Source organism: Streptomyces sp. NPDC051041 (assembly GCF_044456065.1).
Classification (GTDB): Bacteria; Actinomycetota; Actinomycetes; order Streptomycetales; family Streptomycetaceae; genus Streptomyces; species Streptomyces glaucus.
Map to the genome: position 1 here is coordinate 95,287 of NZ_JBITFM010000012.1, position 17,934 is coordinate 113,220.

The following is a 17,934-nucleotide window of genomic DNA, read 5'->3' on the forward strand; positions in this document are numbered from 1 at the left end:
GTTCTACCGGCTTTCCTGCGCCTGGGAACGCAGTTCCCGACGGAGGATCTTCCCACTCGCCGTCTTCGGCAAGTCGGGCAGGATCTCCACCTGCCGGGGGTACTTGTAGGCGGCCAGTCTCTCCTTGCAGTACGCGGCGAGTTCACCCGGGTCCGCCTCGGCGCCCGGGCGCAGGCTGACGTAGGCCCTGACGGTCTCCCCGCGGTACCCGTCGGGCACCCCGACGACGGCCGCCTCGCGCACCGCCGGGTGCGTGTGCAGCACGTCCTCGACCTCGCGCGGCCACACCTTGAAACCGGACGCGTTGATCATGTCCTTCTTGCGGTCGACGACGTACAGCCAGCCCTGTTCGTCCATGAAGCCGATGTCGCCGGTGCGCAGTTCGCCCCCGGGGAAGGTCTGCGCGGTGGCGTCCGGACGCCGCCAGTAGCCGGGCACGACCTGCGGGCCCCGCACGACGATCTCGCCCTGCTCCCCGAAGGGCACCTCCGCGCCCCGGTCGTCGACGATCCGCACGACCGTGTCGGGGCCGGGCACGCCGACGGCGAGCGTGCCGGAGGCCGGGTCGACGGGGGCCTCCAGGTGGGGCGGGACGGAAGCGCACGGGGCGGTGCACTCGGTCAGCCCGTAGCCGTTGCGGATGTACGGCCCGAAGCCCGCCCGGAACCTCTCCACCAGGGCGGGCGGCAGCGGGGCGCCGCCGGAGGAGATGTTCGCGAAGGACGAGAAGTGGTCGCGGGAGACGGACGGGTGGGCGGCCAGCGCCATGAAGGCGGTCGACGGGCCGACCGTGTAGTGCGGCCGGTGTTCGGCGAACGCGTCGAGGACCACGCCCGCCTCGAAGCGGTACGCCAGCACGAGCGTGCCCGCGCTGTTCAGGCAGGCCCCGAACTGGCAGACCAGGCCGGTGATGTGGAACAGGGGCGCCAGGGCGAAGTAGACCGGCGCCTCGGGCAGGGCGAGCCCGGTCCGCTGCCGCTCGGCGTTGTACATGATGTTGCCGTGCGTGTTGGTGGCGCCCTTGGGGGCGCCGCTGGTGCCCGAGGTGTAGCTGATCAGGGCGATGTCGGCCGGGCCGGGGTCGCGGCCCTCGGGCGCCCGGTGGCCCGCGCGGGCCACGGCGGTGAGGTCGTCGGCGTCGGCGGCCCGCGGGAGCCGTTCGAAGGCCAGCACGCGCGCGTCGGAGCGGGTCTGGAAGTCCAGCTCGCAGCCGGTGAGCACGATCCGCACCGGCGAGTCGGCCACCGTGTCCCGCAGATACCCCTCCCAGGCGCGGTCGGAGCAGATCAGCGCCGCGACCTCGCCGTCCCGCAGGACGTGGCCGACCTCCCCCGACTTGTACATGGGGTTGACCGGGACGACGACCGCGCCCGCCTTCCAGGCGCCGAGCACGGCGAGCACGAAGTGCGGGGAGTTCTGCAGCAGGATCGCCACCCGGTCGCCGCGCTCCAGGCCACGGGCGGCGAGGTGGCCGGCGACGGAGTCGCTCAGCTCGTCCGCCTCGCGGTAGCCGATGCGGCCGTCGAAGTAGGCGAGGAAGGTGCGCTCGGGCGTGGTGGCGGCGGCCCGGCGCAGGGCGTGCACCAGTGAGTCCGCGGGACTGACGGGGGCCTTCTGGGCGTCGTTCAGCAGGGCCAGCCAGGGCTTGGCCGCGTAGCGGGAGGCGGTCACCGGGCCGCCTCCCACTGCTGCTGGAGGCGGTTCATGCCGGCCAGCCAGCGGTCGGGGTCGCCGGCCCGGGCCCGGTAGTACTCGGCGACCTCGGGGTGCGGCAGGATCAGGAAGCGGTCCTCCTCGATGCCCCGGAAGAGGGCGTCCGCGACCTGCTCCGGCTCGATCGCGGTGGGCCGGAGCACCAGGTCGCCCGCGCTGCCGCTGGCGGCCAGCATGTCGGTGCGCACTCCCTGCGGGCAGACGGCGTGCACCTTCAGCCCGCGGTGACGGTACGTCAGCGACAGCCACTCGGCGAAGGCGTACGCGCCGTGCTTGGTGACGCTGTAGGGGGCGGCGCCGATCATGGTGAGCAGGCCGGCGGCGGAGACGGTGGCGACGAAGCGGCCGCTGCCGCGCTCCAGCCAGGCCGGGAGCAGTTCGTGGGCCGCGCGGACGTGCGCCATGACGTTGACCTCCCAGGACAGGGACCAGGCCCGTTCGTCGAGCGGCCCGCCCGCGTCGCCGCCCTCGAAGGCGGCGCCCGCGTTGGCGCAGTAGACGTCGACCGTGCCGCCGAGCGCCGCGCGGGCCTCGGCGACGATCCCGGAGGCGTCGCCCGGGACCGCGATGCCGCCGATCTCGCGGGCGACGGCCTCGGCCCGGTCCGCGTCCCGGTCGTTGACGACGACCCGGGCCCCCTCGGCGGCGAAGCGGCGGGCCAGCGCGGCCCCGATGCCGCCCCCGGCCCCCGTGACGACGATCCCGGCTCCCTCGACGGATTCCACCCTCGGTCTCCTTCGGCTGCGGCTCTGCTGAAGCGTCAGACTAACCGGTCGGTATGGCGTGGGGAAGGGCGGCCGCGAAGCCGGCGCCGGGCACCGGTGCGGTTCCGCCGCGCGGGCGCGTCCCGCCCCGGACGGTCCTCACCTGTTCCCACCCACCGGCCGGAGCGCATAGCGTGCTCCTGCCGAGGTCCCCGGTCGAGGAGGTCACCCATGCGCGTGCCCAGACGGACCCTGCTCACGGCGACGGCGGCGGCCGCGACGCTCCCCGCGGCGCCGCCGGCCGCCGCGGCGGAGCGCGGCGGGCGCCTGCGCACCGGGTTCGAGCGCCTCGCCGCCGCCGGCTACGCCCCGCTCGACGGCCAAAGGGTCGGCGTCGTCACCAACCCGACGGGCGTCACCAGGGACGTACGGCACATCGTCGACGTCATGCACGCCGACGACCGGGTCGACCTGGTCGCCGTCTTCGGCCCCGAGCACGGTTTCCGCGGCACCGCGCAGGCGGGCGGCTCCGAGGGCAGCCACGAGGACCCGGCGACCGGACTGCCCGTCTACGACACGTACCTCACGAGCGGCCGGGCGCTCGCCGACGTCTTCACGAAGTCCGGCGTGGACACCGTCGTCTTCGACATCCAGGACGTGGGCGCGCGGTTCTACACCTACATCTGGACGCTGTACGACTGCATGGAGGCGGCGCAGCTCGCCGGCAAGCGGTTCGTGGTCCTGGACCGGCCGAACCCGGTGACCGGCCGGGCCGCCCTGGGGCCGGTGCTGCACAAGGAGTTCGCGACCTTCGTGGGACGGCAGCCGATCGCGCAGGCGCACGGCATGACGGTCGCGGAGCTGGCGCGGCTGTTCAACGGGGAGTTCCTGGCCGCGCCGGTGGAGCTGGAGACCGTGCGGATGGCGGGCTGGCGGCGGTCGGACTTCCACGACGCCTCCGGGCTGCCCTGGGTGCCGCCGAGCGCGAACATGCCGACGCCCGACACGGCCCTGGTGTACTCCGGGACGTGCCTGTTCGAGGGGACGAACCTGTCGGAGGGGCGCGGCACCACGCGCCCCTTCGAACTGCTCGGCGCGGAGGGCCTGGACGGGCGGTGGGCGGCGGCGGTGAACGGGCTGGGGCTGCCGGGGGTGCGCTTCCGGGAGGCGTACTTCACGCCCACGTTCTCCAAGTTCCAGGGGAAGGTCGTCGGCGGTGTGCAGCTCCACGTGCACGACCGGGCCGCGTTCGATCCCGTGCGCACCGGGATCGCGCTCCTGGTGACCGCCCGGAGGACGTGGAGCGGTTTCGCCTGGCGGCCGGACCACTGGATCGACAGGCTGACCGGCTCCGCGCGCGTGCGCACGATGATCGACGCCGGGGCGGACACCGACGAGGTGACGGGGGCCTGGCAGGAGGAACTGGCGGCGTTCCGGAGGCTGCGCGCGGAGTACCTCCTGTACCGGTGAGCGGGGCGGCGGCGCCGTCGATCCGGGCCTGCGGCTCGGCCTCGGGGTAGGGGGCGTCGCGCCGGAACCGCCGTTGCGGGCCCCGGCCGGCGGGTGCGCCGCCCGCGCAGGAGGCCGGCCGTCCGCGGCCGGCGTGGCGGACGACGTCCATCGGCCGCAGCCGGTCCCGGGCCGCCGCGCGCCGGCGCCGGACTCCGTGCCGTGGCGCGTGGTCCCGGTGCCGCGCGGCACCCCGGTCCTGTCGTCGCGGACGACGGTCGCGCCGCCGCGGCCGGCGGGCCCGAGGGGGAGGCGACCCGGTCGGCGGGGACGCCGAAGCAGGCGTCGTCGAGGAAGGCGCTGATCCCGTCGTCGGCGAGCCCGGTGCGGCCCGTGGCGAGGTCCGCGCAGGGGCCGGGCCGGTCCCCGGTGCGCGCGGGCCGGGTGCCGAAGGTCTGGTGGAGGATCCGGGCGAGGGCGGCGTTGCCGTCCTCGCCGGGGCGGCAGGACGGCGGAACACCGCCCGCCGCAGTGGTCGTTCGCCGCCGCGGCCGCGGCCCGCGCGGCCGGCGGCGCCCCGGCCGCGTCCGGCCCGGCCGCCGCCGCCGGGCGGAACGGCGGCAAAAGACCGGCCGTCGGCGCGCATAGTGCGGCGGTCTTCAGGAACCCGGAGATTGCGCGGGGAGTTCTCGGTCTGTCGAGGGCGGTGCGTGGGGCGCGCCGTGACACGACGGCTCCCCCTGCGGGGCGGGCCGGACGTCACCGCCGGCGCGCCCGGGACCGAAGATGAACATGCGTCAGTTTGGGGAGTCAGCACAACAGGCACACGGGCCACGGCAGTCGACGCGCGAACCACTTCGGCCGGCTTATGGGGGCCATCGGAAATCGGATGGAGCCGATTCGCGTGTCGACACGTCTATTCGGCGACGTCCGTACGACGACGCCGAAGTGACCGGAATGACAGGTGCAGGTGTGACGGAGGTGCAGGGCGATGGCCGGTTTCCGGAGTCTGGCAAGACAGGTCCGCGATCCGCGGTGCGACCTGGCGCTGCGGCGCTACTCGCTGCGCAAGTGCCTTGAACGGTTCGCCCCTTACGGGCACAGGGCCACCTGGGACCACCTGTGCTCCCGATGGGGTTTCGATCCGGAGGACAGGTCACCCGATCCGGCGCGGCTGGTGGCCGCGCTGGACGAGCTGGAGGAGGCGCGTTCGGTCTGGCTGGCCTACGAGGTCGCGTTCGCCGAGCGGCGCAGGAAGGAGAAGCACGACGGGCTGCGCAGGCCGGGCAGCGTGGACGACTGGCACCGGCTGACCTGGGGCGGCTTCGGCGTGGCGTGGTGCGACGATCCGGCGGTCCATCCCCGTGAACCGCTGGCCGAGGTGCTGCGCCGGCTGATCGCCGCGCTGGAGCGCGAACCGGGCTCGGCCTGCCCGGTGTGCGCCGGGGACCGGCTCGTGTGGCGGTACGGCCTGGACCACGAGCCCTCGGCGGGCCCGGTCTGCACGGACTGCGGGATCCTGGTGCCGCGTCCCGTGCTCACCCCGCAGGCGCTGGCCGGGACGAGGCGGGAACGGCAGTTGGTGTCGGCCTGACCGGGGCCGGCGGGCCGTCGCGCGCCGGGGGTGCGGCGGGTACGCCGCACCCCCGGCGCTGTCCGCCGCGGGCGTGTCCGCGGCGCCTGGCACCATCGGGGCATGGTGCAGGTGTGTCTCAACGGGTCCCGGGGGGCCGCCGACGGCGCGGCGGTGCCGCTCTCGCCGGAGGAGCTGGCCGGCTCGGCGGCCGAGGCCGTGGCGGCCGGGGCCGTGGCGGCCGGGGCCGTGGCGGCCGGGGCCACGGACGTCCATGTCCATCCCAAGACCCCGTGCGGCCGGGACAGTCTGTCGCCCCGCGTGGTCGCGGCGACGGTCGGGGCGATACGGGCACGGGTGCCGGTGCCGGTCGGCGTGACCACGGGCGCCTGGGCCGAGCCGGACCCGGCCGCCCGCGTGGCCCGGATACGGAGCTGGACCGTGCTGCCCGACCACGCCTCGGTCAACTGGCACGAGCCGGGCGCCGAGCGGGTGGCCGCCGCGCTGCTCGAGCGGGGCGTGGGCGTGGAGGCCGGCCTCTGGTCCGGGACGGACGGGGCGGACCGGTTCGCGCGCTCGCCGCTCGGCCCGAAGGTGCTCCGCGTGCTCGCGGAGGTGACGGAGACCGATCCGGACGGCGCCCCGGACTCGGCCCGCGCCCTGCTGTCCGGCCTCGGCGTGCAGCTCCCCCCGGCCCCGGCCGCCGGCTCCGCCCGAGCAGGGGGGCGTCCTCCTCGCCCGGTGCTGCTGCACGGCGAGGACGGCGGCGCCTGGCCGGTGCTGCGGCTGGCCGGCCGGCTGGGGCTGGCGACCCGCGCGGGCCTGGAGGACACGCTGTTCCTCCCGGACGGCCGCCGGGCGAGGTCGAACGCCGAGCTGGTCGCCGCCGCGCTGGTCCAGTGGCGGTCGGCGCGGGAGGGCTGAGCCCGGGGCGCGGCGCGCCCCGGCACCCGGTCCCGCCCCGGCGCGCCGGTCCCCTCGTGCGCGGTACGCGGCGCGCGGCCGCGGCTCCCTCAGCCTCGGTACCCGGCCCGCGGCTCCGGCCTCTCCCCGTCGCGGCACTCGGCCGCCGGCTGCGGCCGCTCGCGCCGGCGGCGGGTTCCCGGGCGGGCTCCGCCCTGCTCCGCCATCAGGCGGGAGCCGGTGAGGCGTTCGCCGAAGACGTCGTCCGGGTTGGACAGGACGCAGGTGTCCAGGGACAGGCAGCCGCAGCCGATGCAGTCGGTGAGATGGTCGCGCAGCCGGTTCAGCTGTCTGATGCGCTCCTCCAGCTCGGACCGCCACTTCTCGGAGAGCCGGGCCCAGTCCTCCCGGGTGGGCGTGCGCTCCTCGGGCAGTTCGGCGAGCGCGGCGCGGATCGTGGCCAGCGGGATGCCGACCCGCTGGGCGGCCCGGATGAAGGCGACCCGGCGCAGTGTGTCGCGGCTGAAGCGGCGCTGGTTGCCCGAGGTGCGGCGGCTGCGGATCAGGCCCTTGGACTCGTAGAAGTGCAGGGCGGAGACGGCGGCGCCGCTGCGTGCGGCCAGCTGACCGACCGTGAGTTCGTGGATCTTCTCGGGAATCTGGGGCACTCCTCGAACCCTACCCACTCCCGCCGCCGGACCGGTCCGTTGACAGGGGCCTTCCGGCCGACCATGCTAAGCAGTCGCTTAGACTAAGCGGACCTTGCGACGCGGGAGGCCGGGACATGGCAGAGCCGAGGATCTTCACATCCGCCGACGACCTGAGGGCCGCGGTGGGCGAGCAGCTGGGGTACACCGACTGGCTGGAGATCGACCAGAAGCGGATCGACCTGTTCGCCGAGGCGACCGGTGACCACCAGTGGATCCACGTGGACCCGGAGAAGGCCGCCGCGGGCCCGTTCGGCACGACCATCGCGCACGGCTATCTGACCCTGTCGCTGCTCCCGCTCTTCGGACCGCAGCTGATCCGCGTCGAGGGCGTGAAGATGGGCGTCAACTACGGCACCGAAAAGGTCCGCTTCCCCGCCCCCGTCCCGGTGGGCTCCCGGCTGCGCGCCACCGCGCGGATCACCGGCGTCCAGGACGTCACGGGCGGCGTCCAGGTGTCCGTCGCCTTCACGGTGGAGCGCGAGGGCGGCGAGAAGCCGGTGTGCGTCGCCGAGTCCGTCTCGCGTTACTACCTGTAGGCCGCCCGCTTCCGGGGCGCGCCGCTCACCCGGCCCCGACCATCCGCAGCACGAGGTCGGCGTACAGCTCGCCGACCTCCTCGGGGGTACGGGGTCCGTCCACGTTGAACCAGCGGGCGACGTCGACGCAGAGCGAGAGGATCGCGAGGGTGGTGCCCGGCACGTCGCGCACGTCGAACTCGCCCGAGGCCACGCCGTCCTCGACGATCCCGCGCACCTCGGCGTCGACCTGGCGGCGCAGCGCGACGATCTCGGCGCGGGCCTCGGGACCGAGGGCGTCCAGTTCGTACTGCACCACGCGCGCCGTGGTGCGCCGCCCGGCGTGCCAGCGGACGAAGGAGCTGACCGCGTCGGCGAGCCGCTCGGTCGCGCTCCCCTCGCCGCGGGCCGCCGTGCGCAGGATGCCGAGGGCCTTGTCGTGGCCGATCCTGCTGATGCGGTGGAGCAGTTCCTCCTTGGTCCTGAAGTGGATGTAGAGCGCGGCCGGACTCATGCCGGCGCGGCCCGCGATGTCGCGGGTCGTCGTCGCGTGGTAGCCGCGCTCGGCGAAGGCCTCCACCGCGGCCACCAGCAGCCGCCGGGCCGCGTCCGGGGTGACCTCGCCCCACGGCTCGGTCTCGCCGTCGGCCGTCTCCTGCGCCGTACTCATCGCTCGCTCGCCCCTTCTCACCGACAGGGACACCACCATACCGCCGAAGCTGAGCGGGCGCTTAGCCGGCCCGTTCGGCGGGGTGCGCCACGGGTCACCGCTCCGCGAAGGGGTCGTGTTCGGCGAGCAGCTTCTCCAGCCGCGCCTGGTCGACCCGGCTGATGATCTGCCCGGCCTCCTGGCGGTCCCGGACGACCTTGGCCAGGGTGAAGGCGGAGGTGACCAGATAGAGGACGGCGATGCCGAGGAAGCCCCGCACCCAGGCGTCGGCCCGGAGGCTGAAGATGCCGACCGCGGTGGCGGCCAGGGCGACCGCGAAGGACGCGACGGCCTGCCCGTAGAAGGCGGCCGTGCTCTGCTGCTTGACCGGTGTGTCGCTCATGGCGACCAGGGTCGGCGGACCCGGCCCGCGCCGCATCCGCCGGGATACTCAGGAACGTACTCAGAAGGACGCGTCCGCGCGGACGCGCTCAGAAGGCCGAGACGCCCGTCAGCGCGCGGCCGATGACCAGCTTCTGGATCTGGCTGGTGCCCTCGTAGAGGGTCATGACGCGGGCGTCGCGCAGCAGCTTGCCCACCGGGTACTCGTCGATGTAGCCGTAGCCGCCGAAGACCTGCAGGGCGTTGTTGGCGGCGCGGACGGCCGCCTCGGAGGCGAAGAGCTTGGCCTTGGAGGACTCGACGGCGAAGGGCCGCCCGCGGTCGATCAGGTCGGCGACCCGCCAGGTGAGCAGCCGGGCCGCGTCCACGTCGACGGCCATGTCGCTGATCAGCTCCTGCACCAGCTGGTGGTGGGCGATGCTCTTGCCGAACTGCTCGCGCTCCCCGGCGTAGGCGACCGCCGCGTCCAGTGCCGCCTGGGCGATGCCGACGCAGCCCGCCGCGACCGACATCCGCCCCTTCGCCAGCGCCGACATGGCGACGGAGAAGCCCCTGCCCTCCTCGCCGAGCAGCGCCGAGGCGGGCACCCGCACGTCCTGGAACACCAGCTCGGCGGTGGCCTGGCCGCGCAGGCCGAGCTTGCCGTGGACGGTGCGGCGGGTCAGTCCGGGGGTGCCGGCCGGGACCAGGAAGGCGGAGACGCCCTTGTGGCCGGGCGCGTCGGTGGAGCGGGCGAAGAGCAGCACGACGTCGGCCCAGGTGCCGTTGGTGATGAACATCTTGGTGCCGTTGATGACGTAGTCGCCGCCGTCGCGGACCGCGCGCGTGGCGAGACGGCCGGCGTCGGAGCCGGTGCCGGGCTCGGTGAGGCCGAAGCAGCCGACGTACGCGCCGGAGGCGAGGCCCGGCAGCCACCGCCGCTTCTGCTCCTCGCTGCCCCAGGCGGCGACGGTCTTGGCGACCAGGCCGAGCGAGACGGACACGATCCCGCGCACCGACGAGTCGCCGCGGCCGAGCTCCTCCGTCACCAGGCAGTACGCGAGGTGGTCACCGCCCGAGCCGCCGTACTCCTCGTCGACGGTCAGCCCCAGGAAGCCGACCTCGCCCAGCTTCTTCACGATCCCCCGGTCGACCTCCTCGGCCCGGTCCCAGGCGGCGGCGTGGGGGGCGATCTCCCGCTCCACGAAGTCCCGGGCGAGCTGCCGGACGGCGGTCTGCTCCTCGCTGAGCTCCAGGTTCACAACGGGTCACCCCTCGGATCACGGCTCTTGAAAGCCGTACATTTAAATTAGCACTGCTAGTTTCTGGTGGCAGCCCTACTATGTGCGCCATGGCCCGACCGCGCAAGCCCCTGCTCAGCACCGACCGCATCGTGGAGACGGCGCGTGCGCTGGTGGACGCGGAGGGCCTCGCGGCCGTCTCCACCCGCCGGCTCGCCGCGGAGCTGGGCGTCAGCGGACCCTCGCTCTACAACCACTTCCGCACCAAGGACGAGATCCTGGAGGCGGTCGCCGACTCGGTGAGCGCCCAGGTCGATCTGTCGATGTTCGAGGACGGCCGGGACTGGCGGACCGCGCTGCACGACTGGGCCGTCTCCTACCGGGCCGCCCTGCGCGACCACCCGAACATCGTTCCGGTGCTGGCCCGCGGCCCCGGCCGCCGCCCGGCCGCGCTGCGCCTCGCGGACGCGGTCTACGGCGCGATGGTCGACGCGGGCTGGCCGCCGGCCCAGGCCACGTCGATCGGCGCGCTGATGCGGTACTTCATCATGGGCTCCGCGCTCGGCTCCTTCGCCGGGGGCTTCGTGGACGACGCGAGCGCCTACGACCCCGCCGACTACCCGCACCTCGGGCAGGCCCACCTGCTAGCCGAGCAGCAGGAGAAGATCGACGAGCGGGCCTTCGAGACCGGCCTGACGGCGCTGCTGGACGGGCTGGCGCGCCAGTACGAGCAGGTGAGGCGGGCCGTTTAGGGCACCCGCCCGGCCGGCGCCCGCGAGCGCGCCGGCGCCGGCCGGCGAGGTGCCCGTCGCCTCCGGCGGCCTCCCGGACAGGGGGCGGTGGTCCATGACCGGCTGACCGCCGCGTTCGTCGCGCGGCGCCCCGGGCAGGGAGCGAGGGTGCCCCCGCGCGGCCGCGCCCCGGTGACCGGCGCCGGCGCCGGCGCCGGGCGGGAACGGCCCGGCGGGCGGCGCGGCCCGGGCGCGGCGGAGGCGGCGGGCGGCGACCGCGCCGGCCGCGGCCGAGGGGCGCCGGCCCTAGAACACCACCAGCGCCCGGCCGCCCTTGCCGGTCAGCATGGCGTCGAAGGCGGCCGGGATGCCGTCCAGGGTGATCCGCTCGGTCACCAGGGCGGCGAGGTCGAGGCGGCCGGCGCGGACGTGGCCGGCGAGGACCGGGAGGTCCCGCGCGGGGTCGCAGTTGCCGTAGACGCAGCCGGACAGGGTCCGGCCCCAGTGGAAGATCTCCAGCGCGTTGAAGGTGACCTGCTGGTCCTTGCCGCCGATGCCGACGACCGTCGTCCGGCCGCCGCGCCGGGTGGAGTCCCAGGCCGTGCGGATGGTGACCGCGCGGCCGACGCACTCCACGGCCGCGTCGACGCCCTGCCTGCCGGTGAGGGCGCGGATCTCGCGGGCCGTGGTGTCGGAGGCGAGGAGGTAGTCGGTGGCGCCCGCGGCGCGGGCCAGTTCCTCCTTCTGCGGGGAGACGTCGACGGCGACGATCCGCGACGCGCCCGCGATCCGGGCGGCCTGCAGGGCCGCCAGGCCCACGCCGCCGACGCCGAACACGGCGACCGTCTCGCCCGGCCGGACCCGCGCCGCGTGGTGGACGGCGCCGTAGCCGGTGAGGACCGCGCAGCCGAGCAGGGCGGCGTCGGTGAGCGGGACGCCCTCGGGGGCGGGCAGGACGCAGGACGCGGGCACCACCGTCTCCTCGGCGAACGCGGCGACGTTCAGGCCGGGGTGCAGATCGGTGCCGTCGTCCGCGCGGCGGGCGTGGACCCCGGCGGCGCCGTTCAGGGCGTTGGCGCACAGCCAGACCTCGCCGAGGCCGCAGGCGTGGCAGGCGCCGCAGGACGGGGCCCAGTTGAGGACCACGCCGGCGCCGGGCGCGACGTGGGTGACGCCCTCGCCGACGGCGACGACCGTGCCGGCGCCCTCGTGGCCGAGGACGGCGGGGACCGGCAGGCGCATGGTGCCGTCGGACAGGGACAGGTCGGAGTGGCAGACCCCGGCGGCGGCGAGCCGGATGCGGACCTGGCCGGGGCCGGGATCGGGCAGGTCGATCCCGGTGATCTCCAGCGGGGAGCCGACGGCGGGCAGGACGGCGGCGCGGACAGCCATGCGGGCACTTCTCCTAGAACTGGAGGGACTTGGTCTGGAGGTACTCGGTCAGGCCGTGCACGCCCAGTTCGCGGCCCACGCCCGACTGCTTGTACCCGCCGAAGGGCGCCAGCGGGTTGAAGCGGCCGCCGTTGATGTCGACCTGTCCGGTCTCCATGCGGCGGGCGAAGGCCACCGCCGTCGCCTCGTCCCCGGCCCAGACGGCGCCGGCCAGGCCGTAGACCGTGCCGTTGGCGATCCGCAGGGCGTCCTCCTCGTCCTCGTACCTCAGGATCGACAGGACCGGCCCGAAGATCTCCTCCTGGGCGATGCTCATCTGCGGGGTGACGTCGGCGAAGACGGTCGGGGAGACGTAGTAGCCGCGCTCGCGGGGGGCCTCGGGGCCGCCGGCGACCAGGCGGGCGCCCTCGGCGACGCCCTTCTCGATGTAGCCGGTCACCCGCTCGCGCTGCCTGGCGCTGACCAGCGGGCCGATGCGGTCGCCGTACTTGGCGGCGGCCGTCGCGGCGAGCTCCACCGCCTCGTCGTACCGGTCCCGGTGCACCAGCATCCGCGTCCAGGCGCTGCACGTCTGGCCGGAGTTGGACATGACATTGGCGACGCCGACGTTGACCGCCCGGGCCAGGTCGGCGCCGGGCAGGATCACGTTGGCGGACTTGCCGCCCAGTTCCAGGGCGACCTTCTTCACGGCGGCGCCCGCGACGGCGCCGATGCGCCGGCCGACGGCGGTGGAGCCGGTGAAGGAGACCAGGTCGACGCCCGGGTGCTCGACGAGGGCCTGGCCCGCGACCGGGCCGAGGCCGGTGACCAGGTTGAACACCCCGGCCGGGACGCCGGCCTCGTGCACCGCCCCGGCGAACAGCCGGGCGGTGAGCGGGGTGTCCTCGGCGGGTTTGAGGACGAGGGTGCAGCCGGCCGCCAGCGCCGGGGCGACCTTGGCGACGACCTGGTGGAGCGGGTAGTTCCAGGGCGTGATGGCGCCGACCACGCCGATCGGCTCGTGGTGGACGGCCGAGTTGCCGATCCGCTCCTCGAAGGCGTACGTCGCCGCCAGTTCGGCGTACGAGCCCGCGACCGCGATGGGCGCGCCCACGTGGACGGTCTGCGCGAGCTTCGGGGGCGCGCCGAGTTCGGCGGTGACGGTCTCGGCGAACTCGTCCGCGCGGGCGGCGAGGACGTCCCGCAGGGCGGCCAGGCGCGCGGCCCGTTCGGCGGGCGGGGTCGCGGACCAGCCCGGCAGGGCGGCGCGGGCGGCCCGTACCGCGGCGTCGACGTCCTCGGCGGTGCCCGCGGGCACCTGGCCGATCACCTGCTCGTCGGCCGGGTTCACGACCTCGATCACGTCCCGGCCGGCGGCGGGGCGCCAGGCACCGTCGAGGTACAGGCCGTCGTGTGGCTTCATCGCGCTTCCTCCCGGGCGGGCGTCGTCGTCCGCGTCATAAACTAGCGGCGTTAGTTTTCATGCGCCAGAGGGAACCGCGCCCGCGGGGACCGGTTCACTCCTCCAGGTCGGGCAGGCGCGCCGGGGCGGGGCAGATCCGTTCGCCGTCGTGGTCGAAGACGAACAGGTGGGCGAGGTCGACGAGCAGCGGGACCTGCATGCCGTGCCGGAGGTCGAGGTCGGGGGAGGTGCGGACGACGAGGTCGCCGGGGAGGCGGCCCTCGGGCGGGGCGGACCGGGCGTCCGCGTCCGCGGGACGGTCCAGGACCACCACCGGCCCGGCGCGCAGCGAGTCCGCCCGCTCCCGCAGCCGGTCCAGCACCGTGCCCTGCCGTCGGCGGCGCCGGGGCGGCCCGGGGACGGGGCGCGGGGCCTCCAGCTCGGGCACGACCGCGGGCCGGGAACCGGTGTCGAAGTGGACGAGGACCTCGTGCCCCTGGAACTCGACGTGCTCCACCAGGCCGGTGATCAGCACCTCGCCCGGGCGGGCGGACTCCGGCCGGGCGATGCGGACGGCCTCCGAGCGCAGGCCGACGATGACCTCGCGGCCCTGCTGGACGCGGAGCAGCTGGTGGTCCCGGGACAGCGGTTCGGGCAGCCGCAGGTACTGCTTGCCCAGGCTGATGGTCATCGCCCCGTCGAGCGGCGCGCGGACCACGCCGCGCAGCAGGTTGATGCGCGGGGTGCCGACGAACGCGGCGACGAAGACGTTGCGCGGCAGCGCGTACACCGAGCGGGGGGTGCCGACCTGCTGGAGCACGCCGCCGCGCAGCACGGCGACCCGGTCGCCGAGCGACATGGCCTCGCCCTGGTCGTGGGTGACGTACACCGTGGTGACGCCCAGTTCCCGGGTGAGCCGGGAGATCTCGGCCCGTAAGTGGTTGCGCAGCTTGGCGTCCAGGTTGGACAGCGGCTCGTCCATCAGGAAGGCGGACGGGTGGCGGGCGATGGCGCGGCCCATGGCGACGCGCTGGCGTTCGCCGCCGGAGAGCTGGCCCGGGAAGCGGTCGAGGAGGTCCTGGATGCCCAGCATGCGGGCGGTGGCGTCCACGCGGGGGCGCGGGTCGGCGTGCGGCGCCTCGACGCGCAGCGGGAAGCCGATGTTGTCCCGGCCGGTCATGTTGGGGTACAGGGCGAAGTTCTGGAAAACCATCGCCATGCGGCGCTCGGCGGGGAGCAGGTCGTTGGCGTACTCGCCGTCGAGCCGCAGCTCGCCCTCGGTGATCTCCTCCAGGCCGGCGATCATTCTGAGCACGGTGGACTTGCCGCAGCCGGAGGGACCGAGCAGGACGAGGAACTCGCCGGGCGCGATGTCCAGCGACAGCCGGTCCACCACGCGAAGGCCGCGTGCGTAGGTCTTGCTGACGTCGTGCAGCGAGATGGCGCGTGTCATGGCAGATGCCCCCGGGGGCTCACTGAAGCGCTGGTGTGTCCGTGGCGGTACGCCTCGTGCCGGTCGCATGAGGCGTATGAGTCACGGAAGTTAACGGAATGTGCGCGGCGGGGGGAAGACGCCGGGCGGGATCGGACGCTCCGGTCCAGCCGGTGAGAAAGCGGACGATCGGATTCTGGACCCGGGGCCGGCCCGGCCCGCGGTGCGCTTCAGCGGACGGGCGGCGCGGCGTCGCCCGACGGGGCCCGGCCGCCCTCCGCCGCCTCCGCCGGCCTCGCCGGGGAACGCAGGGCGACCCCCGACGACAGCAGCAGCAGCGCGCCCAGCATCACGAACGGGGCCGCCACGCCCGCGACGCCCGCCACCAGGCCCGCGGCGGCGGGCGCGGCGACCTGGCCGAGGCGGTTGCCGGTCAGGCGCAGGGCGAGGGCGGTGGAGCGGGCGCCGTCGGGAGCCGCCTGGACGACCGTCGTCATGGACAGCGGCTGCCCGACGCCGAGGCAGAAGCCGAGGGCGGCCAGCATCGCGCCGAGCCCCCACACCGGCACCGGCAGCGCGATGCCGGCGCACAGCAGCGCCCCCAGCAGACAGGTCACGGTGAGCAGCGCCGTCCGGCCGAGCAGCCGCAGCAGCGGGGTGAGCACCAGCCGGCAGGCGATGGTGGCCGCCGCGCGCAGGCTGAGCAGGACGCCGATGACCGAGGGGGCGATGCCCCGGTGCTCGCCGACGACCGGCAGGTAGGCGGTGAGGATGTCCGTCGCGGACAGCACCGACAGGCTGATGAGGATGCCGGCGGGCACGCCCCGGGCGCGCAGGATGCGGTGGACGGGGACGCGCCCGCCCCGGTTCGCGGGGGACGCGGGCGCCGCGCGGCGGTGCTCGATGCGCCACAGGGAGGTGAGCGCGACCGCCGCGCCCGCGCCCGCCGCGAGCAGGGCGAGCGCGCTGCTGCCCGCCATGTCGTGGCCGCCGATGAGCGCGCCCGCGGCGACGGGACCGACGAGCTGGCCGAGCGAGGCGCCGATGGTGAAGTGGCCGAAGTTGCGGTCCTGTTCGTGCGGCGCGGACTGGCGGGCGACCAGCGACTGGGCGCCGATCACGAAGCAGAGGTGGCCGAGGCCCATCACCCCGCTCCACAGGGCCATGGCCCACAGGGAGCCGGCCGCGCCGCTCAGCGCGCAGCCGCCGGAGATGAGGACCACGCCGGCCGGCAGCAGGGGCGCGCACCGCCCGTGGTCGGTGCGGCGGCCGAGCGGTACGGCGGCGAACAGCGGCAGCAGCGCGTACACGCCCGCGATCACGCCGACCGCCCGCTCGTCCGCGCCGAGCGCGAGGGCCCGGTAGGAGACGGCGGGCCGGGCCATCGACACCGCCGCCTGAGCGAAGCCGAAGGCGATGACCAGACGGAGCAGCCAGCCTCGGTTCCCACCGGGCCTCATGGTCGTGTCCTCCCGGGACGTCGGTCGAAGGTCAGACGATGCCGAACAGGATGCCCGCGCCGAGAACGACCAGGCACGTCAGGGCGGCCCACTTCACGACGAACCGGGTGTGGTCGCCGAACTCGACCTTCGCCATGCCGACCAGCACGTAGACGGCCGGGACGAGCGGGCTGGACATGTGCAGCGGCTGGCCGACGATGGAGGCGCGGGCGATCTCCACCGGCGACACCCCGTGCGCGGCGCCCGCCTCGGCGAGGACCGGCAGGATGCCGAAGTAGAAGCCGTCGTTGGACATGAAGTACGTCAGCGGCAGGCTCAGCAGGCCGGTGACGAGGGCCATGTGCGGGCCCATGCCGTCGGGGATGACGTCCACCAGCCACCGCGCCATGTGGTCGACCATGCCGGTGCCCTGCAGGACGCCGGTGAAGACGGCGGCGGCGAAGACCATGCCGGAGACGTTGAGGACGTTGTCGGCGTGGGCGGCGAGGCGGGCCTTCTGGTCCGGGATGTGCGGGAAGTTGACGGTCAGCGCGAGCGCGGCGCCGAGCAGGAACAGCACCGGGATCGGCAGCACCTCCATGATCATGGCGGTGAGCAGGGCCACCGTGAGCAGCGCGTTGAACCAGTACAGCCGGGGACGCAGGGTGGGGCGGTCCGGGTCGAGCCCCGGGAAGTCGTCCTCGTCCTCGGCCGCGCCCGTGCCGGACTCCCCGGTGGCGGGGCCGGCGCCGCCCGCGCCCGCGCTCCCCTTGCCGGCGCCGGCGGCCACCAGGACGGTCTCCGTCTCCGGCTCCGCTTCCTTCCGCCTCTCCTCCACCAGCACCTCGTCCAGCGTCAGCACGCCGAGCCGCCTGCGCTCGCGCACGCCGAGGACGTAGGAGAGGAGGAGGACGAAGAGCAGGCCCGTGGCGAGCGCCGGGATCATGGGCACGAAGATGTCGCCGGCGTCCAGCTTCAGCGCGGTGGCGGCGCGGGCGGTCGGGCCGCCCCAGGGCAGGGTGTTCATCACGCCGTTGGCCATGGCGGCGACACCGGTCAGCACGACCAGGCTCATCTTCAGGCGCTTGTACAGCGGGTACATCGCCGAGACGGTGATCATGAAGGTGGTCGAGCCGTCGCCGTCGAGCGAGACGATCGCGGCGAGGAGGGCCGTGCCCACCACGATCCGCATCGGGTCGGCCTTGCAGAACCGGAGGATGCCGCGGACGATCGGGTCGAAGAGGCCGACGTCGATCATCACACCGAAGTAGACGATCGCGAACATGAGCATCGCCGCGGTGGGGGCGAGGCTGGACACGCCGTCGATGACGTAGTCGCCGAGATGGGCGCCCTTGCCGACGAACACGCAGAACAGCGCGGGGATCAGCACGAGTGCCGCGATCGGCGACATCTTCTTCGCCATGATCAGGACCAGGAAGGTCGCGATCATGGCGAAGCCGAGGATGGTCAGCATGAGTGGATACCTAACGTTCGCCCTTGAACATCCCACCAGGGCCGGCGGTGCGATGACGTTAGGTGCCGTCAAGCAGTGTTAACAAGACGTTGACGTGCGAGCAATAAGCGCAAAACTGCTGGTCACAGCTTTACTCAGGTCAGCGCGGTGGGTTTTTCGGCCAGCGCGGCGCCCCCGGGCGAGCTCGGGCGCCCGCGGCGGACCGCGGCGCCGCGGACGAGCCGTCGGAGCGTGCGCCGAGGCCGGC

16 protein-coding genes are annotated in these 17,934 nt (G+C 74.6%); 5 read left to right on the top strand and 11 right to left on the bottom strand.

From position 1 onward, the window contains the following. Positions 1 to 3: 3 nt before the first annotated feature. Both ACIBAI_RS19815 and ACIBAI_RS19820 read right to left on the bottom strand, forming a co-directional pair. On the bottom strand, positions 4 to 1,671 hold the full coding sequence (locus tag ACIBAI_RS19815; protein ID WP_399035922.1) for a class I adenylate-forming enzyme family protein: 1,668 nt from the start codon (positions 1,669 to 1,671) through the stop codon (positions 4 to 6). Then, the gene (locus ACIBAI_RS19820) at positions 1,668 to 2,438 is read right to left on the bottom strand and encodes an SDR family oxidoreductase (RefSeq protein ID WP_399035923.1); all 771 of its coding nucleotides are present in this window, start codon (positions 2,436 to 2,438) and stop codon (positions 1,668 to 1,670) included. The genes ACIBAI_RS19815 and ACIBAI_RS19820 overlap by 4 nt, the downstream gene beginning before the upstream one ends. Before the next feature lie 210 nt (positions 2,439 to 2,648). Between ACIBAI_RS19820 and ACIBAI_RS19825 the strand changes: the two genes are divergently transcribed. From ACIBAI_RS19825 to ACIBAI_RS19835, 3 genes are all read left to right on the top strand, one after another. Beyond that, positions 2,649 to 3,887 carry an exo-beta-N-acetylmuramidase NamZ domain-containing protein gene (locus ACIBAI_RS19825; RefSeq protein ID WP_399035925.1) on the top strand — a complete coding sequence of 413 codons (1,239 nt, stop codon included), beginning with the start codon at positions 2,649 to 2,651 and terminating at the stop codon, positions 3,885 to 3,887. 970 nt (positions 3,888 to 4,857) lie between these two features. Beyond that, entirely contained in the window at positions 4,858 to 5,460 is a 603-nt protein-coding gene (locus ACIBAI_RS19830) for a hypothetical protein (RefSeq protein WP_344603391.1), read from the top strand. Between the two features lie 102 nt (positions 5,461 to 5,562). Further along, entirely contained in the window at positions 5,563 to 6,363 is an 801-nt protein-coding gene (locus tag ACIBAI_RS19835; RefSeq protein ID WP_399035927.1) for a 3-keto-5-aminohexanoate cleavage protein, read from the top strand. 89 nt (positions 6,364 to 6,452) lie between these two features. On the opposite strand, the gene soxR is transcribed toward ACIBAI_RS19835, so the two are convergent. Further along, on the bottom strand, positions 6,453 to 7,010 hold the full coding sequence (soxR, locus tag ACIBAI_RS19840; RefSeq protein ID WP_399035929.1) for a redox-sensitive transcriptional activator SoxR: 558 nt from the start codon (positions 7,008 to 7,010) through the stop codon (positions 6,453 to 6,455). 116 nt (positions 7,011 to 7,126) lie between these two features. On the opposite strand from soxR, the gene ACIBAI_RS19845 reads away from it, so the two are divergent. Beyond that, the gene (locus ACIBAI_RS19845) at positions 7,127 to 7,588 is read left to right on the top strand and encodes a MaoC family dehydratase (protein ID WP_399035931.1); all 462 of its coding nucleotides are present in this window, start codon (positions 7,127 to 7,129) and stop codon (positions 7,586 to 7,588) included. Between the two features lie 25 nt (positions 7,589 to 7,613). Here ACIBAI_RS19845 and ACIBAI_RS19850 read toward each other — a convergent pair whose 3' ends face one another. From ACIBAI_RS19850 to ACIBAI_RS19860, 3 genes are all read right to left on the bottom strand, one after another. After that, positions 7,614 to 8,237, bottom strand: coding sequence for a TetR/AcrR family transcriptional regulator (locus ACIBAI_RS19850; protein WP_399035933.1), 624 nt, complete (start codon positions 8,235 to 8,237; stop codon positions 7,614 to 7,616). Between the two features lie 94 nt (positions 8,238 to 8,331). After that, on the bottom strand, positions 8,332 to 8,619 hold the full coding sequence (locus ACIBAI_RS19855) for a YiaA/YiaB family inner membrane protein (RefSeq protein ID WP_344603402.1): 288 nt from the start codon (positions 8,617 to 8,619) through the stop codon (positions 8,332 to 8,334). A gap of 88 nt (positions 8,620 to 8,707) precedes the next feature. Next, a complete protein-coding gene (locus tag ACIBAI_RS19860; RefSeq protein ID WP_399035935.1) occupies positions 8,708 to 9,859 on the bottom strand; it encodes an acyl-CoA dehydrogenase family protein in 1,152 nt (383 codons plus the stop codon). 89 nt (positions 9,860 to 9,948) lie between these two features. On the opposite strand from ACIBAI_RS19860, the gene ACIBAI_RS19865 reads away from it, so the two are divergent. Continuing rightward, the gene (locus ACIBAI_RS19865) at positions 9,949 to 10,590 is read left to right on the top strand and encodes a TetR/AcrR family transcriptional regulator (RefSeq protein ID WP_344603406.1); all 642 of its coding nucleotides are present in this window, start codon (positions 9,949 to 9,951) and stop codon (positions 10,588 to 10,590) included. 285 nt (positions 10,591 to 10,875) lie between these two features. On the opposite strand, the gene ACIBAI_RS19870 is transcribed toward ACIBAI_RS19865, so the two are convergent. From ACIBAI_RS19870 to ACIBAI_RS19890, 5 genes are all read right to left on the bottom strand, one after another. Further along, positions 10,876 to 11,961, bottom strand: a complete 1,086-nt coding sequence (locus ACIBAI_RS19870) for a Zn-dependent alcohol dehydrogenase (protein ID WP_399035937.1) — start codon at positions 11,959 to 11,961, stop codon at positions 10,876 to 10,878. A gap of 13 nt (positions 11,962 to 11,974) precedes the next feature. Then, positions 11,975 to 13,363 (bottom strand): aldehyde dehydrogenase family protein, encoded by a 1,389-nt coding sequence (locus ACIBAI_RS19875; RefSeq protein ID WP_399035939.1) that lies wholly within the window; start codon positions 13,361 to 13,363, stop codon positions 11,975 to 11,977. A 94-nt stretch (positions 13,364 to 13,457) separates the two neighbouring features. Beyond that, complete coding sequence (locus ACIBAI_RS19880) at positions 13,458 to 14,795, bottom strand: ABC transporter ATP-binding protein (protein WP_399035940.1); 1,338 nt, start codon at positions 14,793 to 14,795, stop codon at positions 13,458 to 13,460. 209 nt (positions 14,796 to 15,004) lie between these two features. Beyond that, positions 15,005 to 16,234 (bottom strand): MFS transporter, encoded by a 1,230-nt coding sequence (locus ACIBAI_RS19885; RefSeq protein WP_399035942.1) that lies wholly within the window; start codon positions 16,232 to 16,234, stop codon positions 15,005 to 15,007. 31 nt (positions 16,235 to 16,265) lie between these two features. After that, positions 16,266 to 17,723: a CitMHS family transporter gene (locus tag ACIBAI_RS19890; RefSeq protein ID WP_399035944.1), complete on the bottom strand. Its 1,458-nt coding sequence runs from the start codon at positions 17,721 to 17,723 to the stop codon at positions 16,266 to 16,268. Between the last annotated feature and the right edge of the window lie 211 nt (positions 17,724 to 17,934).

What these genes read in the sequence shown, in the direction of transcription:
- ACIBAI_RS19825 (WP_399035925.1), top strand. Translation starts at nt 2,649, where the DNA reads ATGCGCGTGCCCAGACGGACCCTGCTCACGGCGACGGCGGCGGCCGCG.
- ACIBAI_RS19830 (WP_344603391.1), top strand. Translation starts at nt 4,858, where the DNA reads ATGGCCGGTTTCCGGAGTCTGGCAAGACAGGTCCGCGATCCGCGGTGC.
- ACIBAI_RS19835 (WP_399035927.1), top strand. Translation starts at nt 5,563, where the DNA reads ATGGTGCAGGTGTGTCTCAACGGGTCCCGGGGGGCCGCCGACGGCGCG.
- ACIBAI_RS19845 (WP_399035931.1), top strand. Translation starts at nt 7,127, where the DNA reads ATGGCAGAGCCGAGGATCTTCACATCCGCCGACGACCTGAGGGCCGCG.
- ACIBAI_RS19850 (WP_399035933.1), bottom strand. Translation starts at nt 8,237, where the DNA reads ATGAGTACGGCGCAGGAGACGGCCGACGGCGAGACCGAGCCGTGGGGC.
- ACIBAI_RS19855 (WP_344603402.1), bottom strand. Translation starts at nt 8,619, where the DNA reads ATGAGCGACACACCGGTCAAGCAGCAGAGCACGGCCGCCTTCTACGGG.
- ACIBAI_RS19865 (WP_344603406.1), top strand. Translation starts at nt 9,949, where the DNA reads ATGGCCCGACCGCGCAAGCCCCTGCTCAGCACCGACCGCATCGTGGAG.
- ACIBAI_RS19870 (WP_399035937.1), bottom strand. Translation starts at nt 11,961, where the DNA reads ATGGCTGTCCGCGCCGCCGTCCTGCCCGCCGTCGGCTCCCCGCTGGAG.
- ACIBAI_RS19875 (WP_399035939.1), bottom strand. Translation starts at nt 13,363, where the DNA reads ATGAAGCCACACGACGGCCTGTACCTCGACGGTGCCTGGCGCCCCGCC.
- ACIBAI_RS19880 (WP_399035940.1), bottom strand. Translation starts at nt 14,795, where the DNA reads ATGACACGCGCCATCTCGCTGCACGACGTCAGCAAGACCTACGCACGC.
- ACIBAI_RS19885 (WP_399035942.1), bottom strand. Translation starts at nt 16,234, where the DNA reads ATGAGGCCCGGTGGGAACCGAGGCTGGCTGCTCCGTCTGGTCATCGCC.